This window comes from Aquirufa nivalisilvae (assembly GCF_003143535.1).
In the GTDB taxonomy this organism is placed as follows: domain Bacteria; phylum Bacteroidota; class Bacteroidia; order Cytophagales; family Spirosomataceae; genus Aquirufa; species Aquirufa nivalisilvae.
The window spans coordinates 912,049-926,074 of sequence record NZ_CP029346.1 but is presented as its reverse complement, the minus strand read 5'-3'; the positions used below and the strand labels follow the sequence as shown (position 1 = coordinate 926,074).

General features: G+C 38.7%; 15 protein-coding genes. 9 read left to right on the top strand and 6 right to left on the bottom strand.

Going from position 1 to position 14,026, the window contains the following annotated elements; genetic code table 11:
- Positions 1–115: 115 nt before the first annotated feature.
- The gene (gene cobA, locus HME7025_RS04025) at positions 116–874 is read left to right on the top strand and encodes a uroporphyrinogen-III C-methyltransferase (protein ID WP_109322409.1); all 759 of its coding nucleotides are present in this window, start codon (positions 116–118) and stop codon (positions 872–874) included.
- Positions 875–877: 3 nt separating this feature from the next.
- Entirely contained in the window at positions 878–1,435 is a 558-nt protein-coding gene (locus HME7025_RS04020) for an acyl-CoA thioesterase (protein WP_109322408.1), read from the top strand.
- Between the two features lie 21 nt (positions 1,436–1,456).
- Here HME7025_RS04020 and HME7025_RS04015 read toward each other — a convergent pair whose 3' ends face one another.
- The gene (locus HME7025_RS04015; protein WP_109322407.1) at positions 1,457–2,281 is read right to left on the bottom strand and encodes an SGNH/GDSL hydrolase family protein; all 825 of its coding nucleotides are present in this window, start codon (positions 2,279–2,281) and stop codon (positions 1,457–1,459) included.
- Positions 2,282–2,549: 268 nt separating this feature from the next.
- Between HME7025_RS04015 and HME7025_RS04010 the strand changes: the two genes are divergently transcribed.
- Genes HME7025_RS04010 through HME7025_RS04000 form a run of 3 tightly spaced genes read left to right on the top strand, consistent with a single transcriptional unit; the run spans position 2,550 to position 5,274 of the window.
- Complete coding sequence (locus HME7025_RS04010; protein WP_154401925.1) at positions 2,550–3,356, top strand: hypothetical protein; 807 nt, start codon at positions 2,550–2,552, stop codon at positions 3,354–3,356.
- Positions 3,357–3,367: 11 nt separating this feature from the next.
- Positions 3,368–4,267: a helix-turn-helix domain-containing protein gene (locus tag HME7025_RS04005; RefSeq protein ID WP_109322405.1), complete on the top strand. Its 900-nt coding sequence runs from the start codon at positions 3,368–3,370 to the stop codon at positions 4,265–4,267.
- A 17-nt stretch (positions 4,268–4,284) separates the two neighbouring features.
- Entirely contained in the window at positions 4,285–5,274 is a 990-nt protein-coding gene (locus HME7025_RS04000) for an aldo/keto reductase (RefSeq protein WP_109322404.1), read from the top strand.
- Positions 5,275–5,340: 66 nt separating this feature from the next.
- Here HME7025_RS04000 and HME7025_RS03995 read toward each other — a convergent pair whose 3' ends face one another.
- On the bottom strand, positions 5,341–5,859 hold the full coding sequence (locus HME7025_RS03995) for a carbohydrate-binding protein (protein WP_109322403.1): 519 nt from the start codon (positions 5,857–5,859) through the stop codon (positions 5,341–5,343).
- Between the two features lie 386 nt (positions 5,860–6,245).
- On the opposite strand from HME7025_RS03995, the gene HME7025_RS03990 reads away from it, so the two are divergent.
- Both HME7025_RS03990 and kbl read left to right on the top strand, forming a co-directional pair.
- The gene (locus HME7025_RS03990; protein WP_109322402.1) at positions 6,246–7,190 is read left to right on the top strand and encodes an NAD-dependent epimerase/dehydratase family protein; all 945 of its coding nucleotides are present in this window, start codon (positions 6,246–6,248) and stop codon (positions 7,188–7,190) included.
- Positions 7,191–7,203: 13 nt separating this feature from the next.
- Complete coding sequence (kbl, locus tag HME7025_RS03985) at positions 7,204–8,391, top strand: glycine C-acetyltransferase (RefSeq protein WP_109322401.1); 1,188 nt, start codon at positions 7,204–7,206, stop codon at positions 8,389–8,391.
- A gap of 219 nt (positions 8,392–8,610) precedes the next feature.
- Here kbl and HME7025_RS03980 read toward each other — a convergent pair whose 3' ends face one another.
- Positions 8,611–9,468, bottom strand: coding sequence for a glycerophosphodiester phosphodiesterase family protein (locus HME7025_RS03980; protein ID WP_109322400.1), 858 nt, complete (start codon positions 9,466–9,468; stop codon positions 8,611–8,613).
- Positions 9,469–9,626: 158 nt separating this feature from the next.
- Here HME7025_RS03980 and HME7025_RS03975 point away from each other — a divergent pair, with 158 nt between their 5' ends.
- Positions 9,627–10,736, top strand: coding sequence for a Gfo/Idh/MocA family protein (locus HME7025_RS03975; protein WP_109322399.1), 1,110 nt, complete (start codon positions 9,627–9,629; stop codon positions 10,734–10,736).
- A gap of 30 nt (positions 10,737–10,766) precedes the next feature.
- Positions 10,767–11,801 carry a DUF3500 domain-containing protein gene (locus HME7025_RS03970; protein ID WP_109322398.1) on the top strand — a complete coding sequence of 345 codons (1,035 nt, stop codon included), beginning with the start codon at positions 10,767–10,769 and terminating at the stop codon, positions 11,799–11,801.
- A gap of 32 nt (positions 11,802–11,833) precedes the next feature.
- Here HME7025_RS03970 and HME7025_RS03965 read toward each other — a convergent pair whose 3' ends face one another.
- From HME7025_RS03965 to HME7025_RS03955, 3 genes are read right to left on the bottom strand one after another with little or no spacing between them, the layout of a single operon-like run.
- Entirely contained in the window at positions 11,834–12,169 is a 336-nt protein-coding gene (locus HME7025_RS03965) for an L-rhamnose mutarotase (RefSeq protein ID WP_109322397.1), read from the bottom strand.
- An 11-nt stretch (positions 12,170–12,180) separates the two neighbouring features.
- Positions 12,181–12,996 carry a sugar phosphate isomerase/epimerase family protein gene (locus tag HME7025_RS03960; RefSeq protein ID WP_317046240.1) on the bottom strand — a complete coding sequence of 272 codons (816 nt, stop codon included), beginning with the start codon at positions 12,994–12,996 and terminating at the stop codon, positions 12,181–12,183.
- A gap of 1 nt (position 12,997) precedes the next feature.
- Positions 12,998–14,026, bottom strand: a complete 1,029-nt coding sequence (locus HME7025_RS03955) for a zinc-binding alcohol dehydrogenase family protein (protein ID WP_109322396.1) — start codon at positions 14,024–14,026, stop codon at positions 12,998–13,000.

The window sequence follows — 14,026 nt, the reverse complement described above, 5'->3', positions numbered from 1 at the left end:
AATAAATAGATAAAAATTAAACATAGCTAACTAGATTTACGTGCAGGTTTATAATTGAGAACATTAGCTTTTCATTTACAAATTGTATTTAACCAAGAACAAACCAAGAACAAGCATGTCTACTAAACGATTATTTCTAGTCGGTGCTGGACCCGGCGACCCTGAATTACTGACATTGAAGGCGGTGCGCATTCTTCAAGAAGCGGATGTAATTTTATATGATGCACTGGCGAATCCCCAACTTTTAAATCATGCAAGACCCAACTGCCACCTTGAATTTGTAGGCAAAAGATTTGGCTGCCACGCATTGTCCCAACATGAGATAAATGACCGTATTGTAGAACTTTCTAAACAATATTTCAACATTGTTCGATTAAAAGGAGGTGACCCTTTCGTATTTGGTCGTGCGCAAGAAGAAATAGAAGCAGCTGAATCTGCGGGTATGCAAGTCGACATTATCCCGGGCATATCGAGTGCATTAGCCGTTCCAGCCTCTCAAAGAATTCCACTAACTTGTCGTGGCATTAATGAAAGCTTTTGGGTCACTACAGGCACCACGGCCAATGGAGAAATCTCTTCGGATATATTTTGGGCAGCTCAGTCATCTGCTACGGTCATTATACTCATGGCCATGAGCAAATTAGAAGCCATTATGGATATTTTTCAGCAATGTGGCAAAAGCAAAACGCCTGTTGCTATCATTCAAAATGGTACCCGACCAGATGAAAAAATGGTCATTGGCACGACACGTGATATTCAATTTAAAGCGGAATATGCTGGAATTAGTAACCCTGCCATCATCATAGTAGGTGAAGTTGTCAAGCTTCACCGCACTCAGTTAAACTCTTTGATACAAGCCACCGTTAACCAATAAAACATGTCCGATCAATTACAAAAAAGTGTAATGGATTCAGAAACCATATACACAGAACTCATGATTCCTTCCTATGCCAATTTTGGCGGAAAAATACATGGAGGAATTCTACTCTCACTGATGGACAAAGTAGCGTTTATTTGTGCCTCTAAGCACAGTGGACAATATTGTGTCACTGTAGCGGTAGAGGGTGTTGAATTCAAACAAGCCGTAGAAGTGGGCGAATTAGTCACCATCAAAGCCTCCATCATATACGTTGGCAAAACTACCATGATTGTAGGGATGCGAGTGGAATCTTTCAAACCCACAGATGGCATAGTGCGGCATACGAACTCCTGCTATTTCACCATGGCGGCTAAAGATTCGGAAGGAAACCTAACGACAGTACCAGGTATCATTTTAGAAAATGAAGTTCAGCTTCGTCGTTTTTGCAAAGGAAAAATCATCCGAAAACTTTCATTAGAGAAAAGAGAACTCTTAAAAACTGCTGTAAAAGACCAGCAATTCAACGAATTAAAAGGAGAATGCCAAGAAACAGATAAATGCTTTTTAACCAATTAAGCCCCTTTCTGACCTAATAAATTACCACTTTTTAAAAATCTTGACTAACTCCTTAGTAATCATTTCATATCCTTCATCGGATGGATGGAGTCCATCGTAAGTAACATGGGACGCCTCCACAGGATAGGGGTATTCATCTGTCGCTGGATTAAATGGCACATCCACAAAATCAGGATATGAGAATTTCTTGTATTGGCCCGTTGCTGGATCTTTTAAATATTTAAAACGTACCAAATTAGCATGATCCATTCCCTTTTTATGGTATAAATCCACTACAGGAATGTCCTCCTTTTTGGCTATCGCCACGATGGCATCGGCAAATTGTTCTAACATCTGACCATTTTTTTCTTTGTAAGAACCAAATGCATTGTTCTTATAATTATTGATATATACAAAATCTACTCGCTGCATCGGGGTAATCAAAACGATTTTGGCTTGAGCATTTAGGCTTCTTAACTTATTTATGATCACTCGAAATGAACCTTGAACAGTAGCCACACCCGTATTATTTTCATAATCAGCCAATGTTCCCAATGGCTTGGAGCCCCACCAATCATTGGTTCCTAAAAATATCGAATAGACGTCGGCCGAAGGAATATTCAACTTTTCTATGTCTGTTGCAATTTTAATTGATGTCCAGCCATTGTATCCTTTATTGATATAATGAAAAGCTGGCAACTTTTCTACCACGCCAGTCATATATCCTTTGGTAATTCTATTTCCTGTTTCATCGGGATGCTCATTTAAATAGGTAATGGAATCACCAATAGCCACCCAGGTAATTTCTCTTTGTGTAAAAGATGTATGAAGTAGGACAAAGAAGAACAGAAGTACTAGCTTTTTCATGTGGTTTTATAGTCGATAGGTTTTCAAAAAAGAATCAGATAAACTGCCGACTCCCTAGTTGAAATTGGACAAAATTCTTTAAAAATCAAAAATGAGGTATCAATTGGGTCAAAAAAGCTAGACTATCATATCTAACTAATTGGTGATTCCCACACATTCACCTTCCCATCAAATTGTTTGATTTTTATAATTTACTATTTGATTGACATACTGTTTAATTACCTAATTTGAAGGAAATTTGCATTTGAAAAACAAAACAATGTTTGATATGAACCATTGGCGTTTACCCCATTTCTCTTTTCAATTGGCCATCATTGGGATTATTAGCTTATGCATTACTTGCAACTTGACTCCCTTAAAAGCGGAAGATGCACAGGGAGATAGCTCAAAAACAGTTTACCATATTTCGGGTAGTGCTTTAGTTACACAAAACGGTATTTCGGTCATTCCGACCTTTACACTTGGAAAACCCGCTGCCATTTTTGATCTTTCTGTTGGCAGCGAAAAACTAGCTTTTGAGCCCCAACTACGCTTTTCTCTTGAAGGTAAGCCTTGGTCATTTCTATTTTGGTTCCGATACAAGGCTATTCAAACTAAGAAATTTCGATTTACATTGGGTATGCACCCATCGGTGGCATTTAAAAGCACATGGCTCTATGATAAAACAGGAAATCCCAAAGAACTATTAAATCCTACTCAATACCTTGCAAGTGAATTTTCACCTAGCTTAATTCTTTCAAATCGATTTAGTGTGGGGGTCTATTATTTATATTCTCATGGGATGACGGAGGGTACAACCAACAATACGCATTTCATGACCATAAACAGTAGCATTTCGGCTATTCCTATTGTAAAAAACACGTTTTTGAGACTCAGTCCACAGCTATTTTATTTGATCATGGACAATCAAGCTGGAACTTACGCCACCATGTCACTGAGTATAACCAATTCCCACTTACCTATATCTATCAGTTCTATTTTAAATCAAAAAATAAATTCTACCATTCCAGGAAATGATTTTGTTTGGAACATTGCTTTGGTTTATCAATTTCAAAAGAAATTTAAAACTTTATAGAGATTTTGAACATGGAAAAATTAATCAACTTAGAGGATTTTTACCGAAATAAATTCAATTGGGTTCCAGAAAATCTAAAAAAGGAATGGGGGCATTTCAATGTATTCAAATTGGACCCATACATTGGTATCAAAGCAAAACCAACTCCATATAAAAGAAGAGATTTTTACAAAATCACCTTAGTAAAAGGACAAGGCCGAGTTCATTACGCTAATAAATTTGTGGATGTAAAAAAGCAGGCTATTGTCTTTTCAAATCCCATGATTCCCTACAAATGGGAAAGTATTGAAAATCTTACCAGCGGTTATTTCTGCATCTTTAACCAAGATTTTTTCAAACAATTTGGGAATATTACTAGCTACTCCATTTACCAACCACAAGGAATTCCTGTTTTTGAATTAAGTGATGAGTCCTACAATCACTTTGAAGAATTATATAATAGAATGCTCGCTGAAATTAGCTCCGATTATATCCACAAGTATGATGTTCTGAGAAATTTAACCTTTGAAGCTATACATAATGCGTTAAAATTAGAACCAGTTAATGCGAATAAGCATAGCCCAGTAAATGCCAACCAACGGATATCGATGCTATTTTTAGAATTATTGGAGCGACAATTCCCCATAGAAGAATCTCATCCATTTATTCAATTAAAAAATGCTTCCGACTTTGCCAATCAATTATCTGTACATGTCAATCATTTGAACCGAGCCATCAAGGAGACCACAGAAAAAACCACTTCACAAATTATTGCAGAGCGCATTGTTCAAGAAGCTAAAGTCATGTTAAAATTCAGTGATTGGAATATCTCAGAAATCGCATTTGCTTTAGGCTTCAATGAGGTAAGTTATTTCAACAACTTCTTTAAGAAAAATACAGGCATTAGCCCTTTAAAATTCAGAAATACCTAACAATATATTTTTACACCATGAAAAAAAGAATCCTTGGAAAAAATCTTGAAGTCTCTGAATTGGGACTTGGTTGTATGGGAATGAGCTTCGGCTATGGCGACAAAGCGGATGATCAAGAAATGATTAAGCTCATGCACGTTGCATTCGAACACGGTATTACCTTTTTTGATACCGCTGAAGTTTATGGTCCTTATATCAATGAAGAATTGGTGGGGAAAGCTTTGGCTCCATTCAAAAACCAAGTGGTTATTGCAACTAAATTTGGCTTTAAAATAGACCCTAATGATGGTAAAATGCTAGGCTTAGATAGCAGTCCAGCTAATATTCGTCATGTGGCAGAAGCATCCTTAAAACGATTGAAAGTAGATGCCATTGACCTGTTTTACCAACACCGAGTAGACCCAGAAATACCGATTGAAGAGGTGGCAGGAACAGTAAAGGATTTGATTCAAGAAGGAAAGGTGAAGCATTTTGGCTTATCGGAAGCAGGAGCAGCTACCATTCGAAAGGCACATCTGGAGCAAGCTGTCACGGCACTCCAAAGTGAATATTCCCTTTGGACAAGAGAACCTGAACAGGAAATCATCCCCTTATTAGAAGAATTAGGAATTGGCTTTGTTCCATTTAGCCCACTTGGGAAAGGCTTCTTAACTGGTAAAATTGATGTAAATACCAAGTTAAAAGAAAATGATTTCCGAAGTACGTTGCCTCGATTTACTGCGGAAGCAAGAAATAGTAACCAGGCTTTGGTGGAATTGCTCCAACAAATTGGTCAAATGAGAAATGCTACTCCAGCTCAAATTTGTTTAGCATGGCTCATAGCCAAAAAACCTTGGATCTCACCTATACCTGGCACCACGAAATTGCACCGATTACATGAAAATTTACTTTCAATACATTTAAATCTAAATCCAAATGAGATTGAAGAAATAGAAAAAGCCTCCGCTAAAATTCAAATACAAGGAGCTAGATACTCAAAAGCAGCCATGAAAATGGTAGATAGGTAGTTTCAAGTTTTCACGTCCAAATGAAAACAGGCAGCAGCAGCTACCTGTTTTTTTTATTTACCTAAATCATCTCAAAACAATGGCTCTCAAATCCAATATGGCTCCACCTGCTTTAAATTGGGTCTTGGACTTAAATACTAATTTTTGAACACCTGGATTCAAATGGATTTTCCCGGCTTTTAAGATTTTATATGTTTCCCAACTTCCACTGGGAGGAACTTTTCCTACTAATTGGGCTGAAGGACTCGACAAAATGAATTCTTTACCTGCCTCAGCATTATCAACTGAATAATTGATTTCTACTTGATAATCCCCTGCTTTCTGCACATCCACTTCCCATTCCACACGATCTTTGGAAGTAAACCAGCCAAAAGCCTGGTATTCTGGCATGAATTTAATATTGGGACCAATCGCCTTCCCCTTGGCAGCACTTAATAGATAATTACCTGGTGCATCGCGTTGAATACGAGCTGGGCGATTCGACGGAAATTCTTTCTTTGTTTTATTTTGAAGCAGGGAATATTCAAAAAAACGAGCATGTAGCCCACCAAAGAGCATAGTGACCACTAAAATGGAATGAAGCATGATGTTTGTTTAGGTTTAGAATTTGAAATAAAATTAGCTAATATCCTGAATAGTTCATGCAAAGCCATGGCTAAACCTTGGCATTCCATCATATTTTACCTTCCTTGCAGGAAATATGAAACCATCTAACCTTTACTGTTATGGCCAAGGGAATGAATTCCAAAAAAACTGAGAAAAAAGAAGCTACAAAAACTCCGAAAGAGAAAAAGGAAGCAAAAAAAGAGAAAAAAAATAAGTCAAATTATTGATTTGATCAGAAGGTAACAGGTGATCATATTCCCATCCGATTTGAATCACCTTTTACCATTTCATCTTTTTCCAATCAATTTTCGACACATGGGACTCACATTTTTTCTACCTTTGCCTATCTACTCATCAACAAGCACATGTCAGAAAAAATATTGGTTTTGGGTTCCAATGGTCAAATTGGTACCGAACTAGTCAACTCACTTCGAAAGGCCTATCATAACGACAATGTCGTAGCTTGTGATATCCGCCGCCCTGATTACGAAACACTACATGCTGGTCCTTTTGAATTTGTCAATGTCTTAGACAAAGACAACCTCAAAGAGATTTATCAAAAATATCAGCCTACCCAAGTTTATCTATTGGCGGCTTTACTCTCCGCCACAGGAGAACAAAATCCAAAATTGGCCTGGGATTTGAACATGAATGGCTTGTTGAATGTGCTAGACTTTTCTTTAGCCTATAAAACCGCCAAAGTGTATTGGCCAAGCTCCATTGCCGTATTTGGCCCGAATTCCCCCAAACAACAAACTCCTCAGTACTGTACCATGGACCCCAATACGGTGTACGGAATTAGTAAATTGGCAGGAGAGCGATGGTGTGAATACTACCATCAAAAGTATCAATTAGATGTGCGAAGTATCCGTTACCCCGGTTTAATTTCATGGAAAGCGGCCCCAGGCGGTGGTACAACTGACTACGCCATTCATATCTTTCATGAGGCGTTGAAAAAAGGCTCGTATTCTTCGTTTCTTTCTGAAGGAACGGAATTACCTATGATGTATATGGATGATGCCATCCGAGGAACCATTGAACTCATGGATGCTCCAGCTGATAAAATCCATATTCGCTCCAGTTATAATTTTGCTGGTTTAAGTTTTACGCCAGAAATACTAGCTGAAGAAATCAAAAAGCATATTCCCCATTTTCAGCTCAACTATGCTTCTCATGATCCAAGGCAAGCCATAGCGGATTCTTGGCCTGCTTCCATCGATGACCAAATGGCACAACGTGATTGGGCATGGAAACCTGAATTCGATCTGAGCAAGTTAACCCAAGATATGATTAGTAACCTAAGAAAATAATACATCAACGACCATGTACCAAACATTACAAGGACCTCTACAAGAAGAACTACAATCCATCAAAGAAGCTGGATTATTCAAACAAGAACGCATTATCACCAGCCCACAAGGAGCTGATATACAATTAAATACAGGACAAGAAGTCATCAATTTCTGTGCTAATAATTATTTGGGACTATCCTCACATCCCCGAGTAATTGAAGCCGCTAAAAAAGGTATTGATTCTCATGGATTTGGCTTATCCTCCGTTCGATTTATCTGTGGTACACAGGATATTCATAAAGCTTTAGAACAAAAGATTTCCGAATTTTTAGGAACAGAAGACACCATCTTGTACGCTGCGGCATTTGATGCCAATGGAGGTGTTTTTGAACCATTATTTTCGGCAGAGGATGCCATCATTTCAGATGAACTAAATCACGCCTCCATCATTGATGGGGTACGATTATGCAAAGCTCAGCGCTTCCGATATAAGAATATCGATATGGAAGACCTAGAAAAACAATTAATCGCAGCTCAAGGCTGTCGTCACCGTATCATTGTCAGTGACGGGGCGTTTTCCATGGATGGTTCGGTGGCTCCATTGGATAAAATTTGTGATTTAGCTGACAAGTACCAAGCATTGGTCATGATAGACGAATGCCATGCCAGCGGTTTTATTGGCAAAACAGGGAGAGGGACGCATGAACATTTTAATGTCATGGGACGAATTGATATCATCACAGGTACTTTAGGAAAGGCATTAGGTGGAGCATCTGGAGGATTTACTTCGGGTAGAAAAGAGATTATTGAATTATTACGTCAACGTTCTAGACCATATTTATTCTCCAATACCTTAGCTCCTGCTATCACAGCTGCATCCATTGAAGTCTTAGACTTATTAACTGAGTCAACTGCCTTACGAGATAAATTAGCTGAAAACACCGTATATTTTCGCGAGCAAATGACTGCCGCAGGTTTTGATATTAAACCGGGCTTCCACCCTATTGTACCAGTGATGCTTTATGATGCTAAAATTGCTCAGACATTTGCAGCTCGCATGTTAAAAGAAGGTATCTATGTAGTTGGATTCTTCTACCCTGTAGTAGCTCAAGGGAAAGCGAGAATTCGTGTACAACTTTCCGCAGCGCATGATAAATCACATCTAGACAAAGCCATTGCAGCATTTACTAAGGTGGGAAAGGAATTAGGAGTGATTTAAAGAGTGTTTAGTTATTAGGGATTAGTTATTAGGGATTAGTTATTAGGGATTAGTTATTGGAGTTTATTTATTCTTTTTGAAGGATATCACAGACTTCTAAACTTGAATAAAAGTTTCAAATCCGAAATTTTTATTCAAAACTAAATTTAACAATCCCTAATAACTAATAACTAAACCCTAACCCCTAATAACTAATCCCTAATCCCTAACAACTAACAACTACCTATACTTTCCTTGACTCTTTAAATATTCCTTCAGTTTAGCTGGTTGATCTGTTTGAATCATATTGGCACCCAACTTCAAGACTTCCTCAAATGCTGCAGGCTGTTGGGCTGCTTTAAAATCTACCGCACCTAAGGCATTGATCCATACACGAGCTGGAATTTGCTTAATTGCTTTCACCACTTCGGAGTTATAGTGACTTGGATCTATATGAACTGCTTGGGGCTTAGCACCGGAAGCCACTAATTTTTTAACTGCCTCCTCACTTTCCGTCCGGATCATAATTTGGAAGTTTTTATTCTTCTTTTGTAACATCAAAACCTCCTCCGGTTCATACACAAAAAAGAAGCAATTCTTTTCCATCTTCATCCGATTCACCAATACAATGATGGAATCCAGTGTTGCATCATCCTTGATATCTAGATCAATCAATACTTGGCCTTTGGCTAATTGAAAAGCCTCCTCTAAGGTTGGAATTTGCTCATTAGTCACTTGCTCATGATGCTTCAAGCGCAATTTTCTTATTTCTTCAAAAGTAAAATCAGACACCAAACCTTTAGCATTGGTAGTTCTGTCTACTTTTTTATCATGCATTAAGACCATTTTTCGGTCTTTGGTAAAGCGTACATCTAACTCCATAATATCTACCCCTAATTCTATGGTTTTTCTCAAAGCTGCCAAAGAGTTTTCGGGCTCATCCAAATGAGCTCCACGGTGAGCAGCAATCATGACCAAAGGCTCTTGGGTGTTTACATAGGATTTTTGAATTTTCTTGAAATATTCACTGCTCTTTTGGGCTTGAATAGGAGAAATGATTAGGCACAAGAATAGGCCCAAGTAATAGGTAGTTTTCATTATTTAAAGCTAGGTTTAGATTTTTAATCAAAGTAAAATTAGCTCATAATGCGAAGAAAGCATATTAACACAGGATAAATTAAAATTACATTCATTTTATCTTTTATTTCTTTAGTTTTAAGGCATTAATAATCACCTATTTAAATTTTGAACACCCCATGAGTTCTCGTCGAAATTTTATTCAAATGGTCTCTGCTCCCTTATTGGCCATGCCATTTATTTCTCAAGCTGAATCCACTGCAGAAAGTCTCACTTCGGTAGAAGATGGTCCTATCTTAAAAGTTGCCTTATTGGGTTTAGGAGGTTATGCCAATATTGTTGCTAAAGCCATGCAAAACTGCAAGAGAGCCAAAATTACGGCTTTAATTAGTGGTACACCGAGTAAATTGGATCAATGGGGAGAGAAATACAATGTCCCAAAGACGCATCGTTTCTCTTATGAAGAACTGAATAAAATCAAAAACAATCCGGATATCGATGCGGTGTATATCATGACTCCCAATCTTCGTCATCCGGAATTTGCAATTCAAGTGGCCAATCTGGGTAAACATGTCATTAGTGAAAAACCAATGGCTACCAATGTCAAAGATGCTCAACGCATGATTGATGCTTGCAAAAAAGCAGGGGTAAAATTATTGGTGGGTTACCGCATGCACTTTGAACCGAACACCTTAGAAATTATCAAAAAAAGAGAAGCTGGAGAATTTGGAAAAATCTTATTCTTCCAAGGTTTATCTGGCTTTATCATAGGCGATCCCAAACAATGGCGATTGAACAAACAATTGGCTGGAGGTGGCTCTATGATGGATATTGGGATCTATTCCATCAATGGCGCTCGCTATATGACTGGCGAAGAACCCATCTGGGTGACTGCTCAGGAAACCAAAACCGATTTTGAGAAATTCAAGGAAGGCGTAGATGAAACTATCCAATTCCAAATGGGTTTCCCAAGTGGGGCAGTGGCTTCTTGCCTTTCCACCTATGCGCTGAATAATTTGGATAAATTTTACCTGAATGGCACCAAGGGATTTGCCGAAATGATGCCATCAACGGGTTACGGGCCCATCAAAGCCAAGACGAATAAAGGCGAATTAAGCTATCCGCACATTACCCATCAAACCACTCAAATGGATGAATTTGCCGCTATTTTACATGATGGCAAAGTTCCCAAAATACCCGTAGATGGAGAAGAAGGCCTAAAAGACATGAAAATCATTGAAGCGATATTTGAAGCAGTAAAAACAGGAAAAAAAGTAGCTTTAAAGTAATATTGAAAATCACCCATAGCAACCATTTACATGAAAAGAACCTTTAATTTATTCATTAGTTGTTTCATGCTAGGATTCACACCCATGGTGAGTCTAGCTCAAACGGATAGTCCTGGAGTGCAAAAAGCCATGGCTTTCATTCAATCACTGAGTGATGCCCAAAAAAGCAGAGCATTGTATTCCTTTGATGCCGTGACTCGTTTCAACTGGCACTTCTTGCCTCCTACGATGGTCGCTCGACATGGAACAGTAGTAAAGGATATGGATGCCAATCAGAAACAATTACTGTATGATTTCATGCAAGTATACTTAAGCGAAAAAGGCTTCAAGAAAACACGTGACATCATGGATTTTGAGTATTATTTAAAAGAAATCCAACCCAAAAACCCTAGTCGAATTCCAGAAAATCAATTTGTAGCATTTTATGGTGACCCAAGCAAAGACAAAGTTTGGGGTTGGAAGTTTGGTGGACATCATTTGGCACTCAACTTTACCATAGTGGATGATAAATTATCTTATGCTCCATTCTTCTTTGGCGTATATCCAGCTGAAGCAGAAAGTGGTGAAAGAAAAGGAACTCGATTAATGAAAGAAGAAGAAGATATGGCTTTGGATTTAATCAACTCCATGTCGGAAAAGCAAAAAACCAAAGCCATTTTCAGCCTCAGCACTTTCAATGAAGTGGTAACCACCAATTCAGTACATGTTGGACCTTTACCAGATGAAGGTATTTCTGTTAAAGAAATGAATACCCAACAAAAAGCCGACTTGAATCAATTGATCATGCATTATTTATCAGCTATGCCGCCAAAAATTGCAGAGATGCGACTAAAACATATTGCTAATGAAGATTTCAACTCGGTAAAATTTGCTTGGGCAGGAAATACAGAACGGAAAAAAGCACATTATTACCGCATCCAAGGAAAATCCTTTTTAGTAGAATTTGATAATACTCAAGATAATGCCAACCACATCCATACCGTTTGGCGAGATTTCCGAGGTGACTTTGGTACAGATTTATTGAAAGAACATTATATGACGGCTGAACACCATCAGCATAAATAAACCAAAAGGCCAGAATGAATTCTGGCCTTTTTTTATGATTTAAAAATCCGATCCATCAAGATCCATTTCTGACCAGGCTTGGCCCATGGCAAAGGCTTTTGGTATTTCCACATAAGCTCCTCCCAAGCAGCAATTTTCGGGTTGGTCGCATCAAATGCTGCTTTTTTCTCAAAAGTAAAGACATCATCTGTTTCCAAAATCATGAACATTCGATTTCCCGTACGAAAAATTTCAATGTTAGTCACACCTGCATCTATGTCGTGCTGAGTCACTTCAGGCCATGCACTTCCAGGTGCATGATATTGTTCGTATTCCTGAATTAACGCTGGATCATCTAAAAGGTCTAATGCCAAACAAAATCGCTGCATAGTCAAATGGTTTATTTTTTAAAATATTGTTGGTATGTTTTGATGGTCTGCTCGGCAGCTTCCAAAGGATTAGGCCAGGGAAATGCTTCCGCAGATATGGCTCCTTGGTAATTTATTTGCTGTAAAGCTGCTGCTATTTCTTTCATGGAAGTATGACCCATTCCCATCGGTCTTCGATTGGAATCTGCTAAATGCACATGACCAATCCAAGGTCCATTTTCTAGGATACTTTGAGCTATATCTATTTCTTCTATGTTCATGTGAAACAAATCAGCTAGTAATTTGATATGACGCGTGGATAGACCTTCTACAAATGCTTTACCAGAACCCAAGGTATTAAATAAATTGGTTTCATAACGGTTCAAAGGTTCGTAAATCAAAGGTACTCCTAGTTTCTCCGCATGTTTCCCGAGATATTCCAAGGCCTCTTGTAAATGCATCAAAGATTCCTCTCTACGATCAGGCAAAGCATTTCCTTGCATGGAACCAATGATGGTCACCGCCCCAAAATGCGCACCAAAATCCATCATGGATTGAATAAAATGGATAGCTTTCGTTCGGATTTCTGGATTGGGGTCAGTCAGCGTTAATCCCTGAATAACTTTTCCAGCTCCACTTCCCACTGCCGCTAGTTTTAATGAATATTTTGACAATAGTCCATCCAATAGCCCTTTATCAAGACTTTTAGCATCTTCTGTAAAAAGTTCGATGGCATCAAATCCCAGCCTAGACGCTTGGGCCATACTCGCTTCTAAGTCTTCCCAAAAAATCCAGGGGCCCGACTTGATTTGAGGAACTAAGGCAATAGTTACACAAGAATGCATCATATTATTCTCCAAAATTTACCATGATTTTCACGATGCCTTGAGCATCTTTAGCCCAATCAGCCAAGGCTTGTCCTGCTTGCTCAATGGGTACGACTCGACTAATCACGGCCTCCACAGGAAATTGACCGGACTCTAAATAAGCAATCACATCTGGGAACTCATCTGTACAATTTCTAGATCCCAAGATTTCTATTTCTTTTCGTACAAATAAACCTGTATTAAACTCAACGGGCTTTTTGGCATATCCTATACAAACCACTCGGCCAGTATACGCTACTTCCTCTACAGCAGCTCGATAGGTAATATGACTGCCTACTGCTTCAATAATGACATCTGGTCCATCTCCTTGAGTAATCTTCTGTAGAGCTTCATGCAAATCTTCCTGACTGGTATTGATGGTATGTTGCACCCCTATTTTACGTGCAATTTCCAATTTAGAATCATCTATATCAATGGCAATAACTTGGGCTCCCTGATGAACCGATGAGGCGATAGCTCCCATACCCACGATACCACAACCGATGACAGCAACGATGTCTGAGGCACTCACTCGACCACGAGCAGCTGCATGAAAGCCCACAGTCAATGGCTCTACCAAAGCTAATTCTTTCAAGGATAAAGAATTTGACGTATATAAATCTTGCCAAGAAATAGTGATGTAGCGAGTCATGGCACCAGGTCTACGAACACCCATGGTTTTATTATCTTGACAGGCATTCCTACGACCTTTTCTGCAAGACACACATGTGCCACAGTTTAGATATGGATAAATCGTCACTCGTTGGCCAACTTGCCAATGAGCAGGTACATCCGCTCCTATTTCTTCTATCGTTGCCCCTACTTCATGACCAAGAACATTGGGATATTCTTGCAATTCAAAAAGTCCTTTGAAGCCATTTAAATCCCCACCACAAAAACCCACCATGCCGATTCGAAGTAAAACCTCCCCTGCGGCAGGAATTGGCTTTTCAATTTCTCTGATTTCGGTTTGTCCGACTTCAGTTAAAAATAATGCTTTCATAGTTTCTAT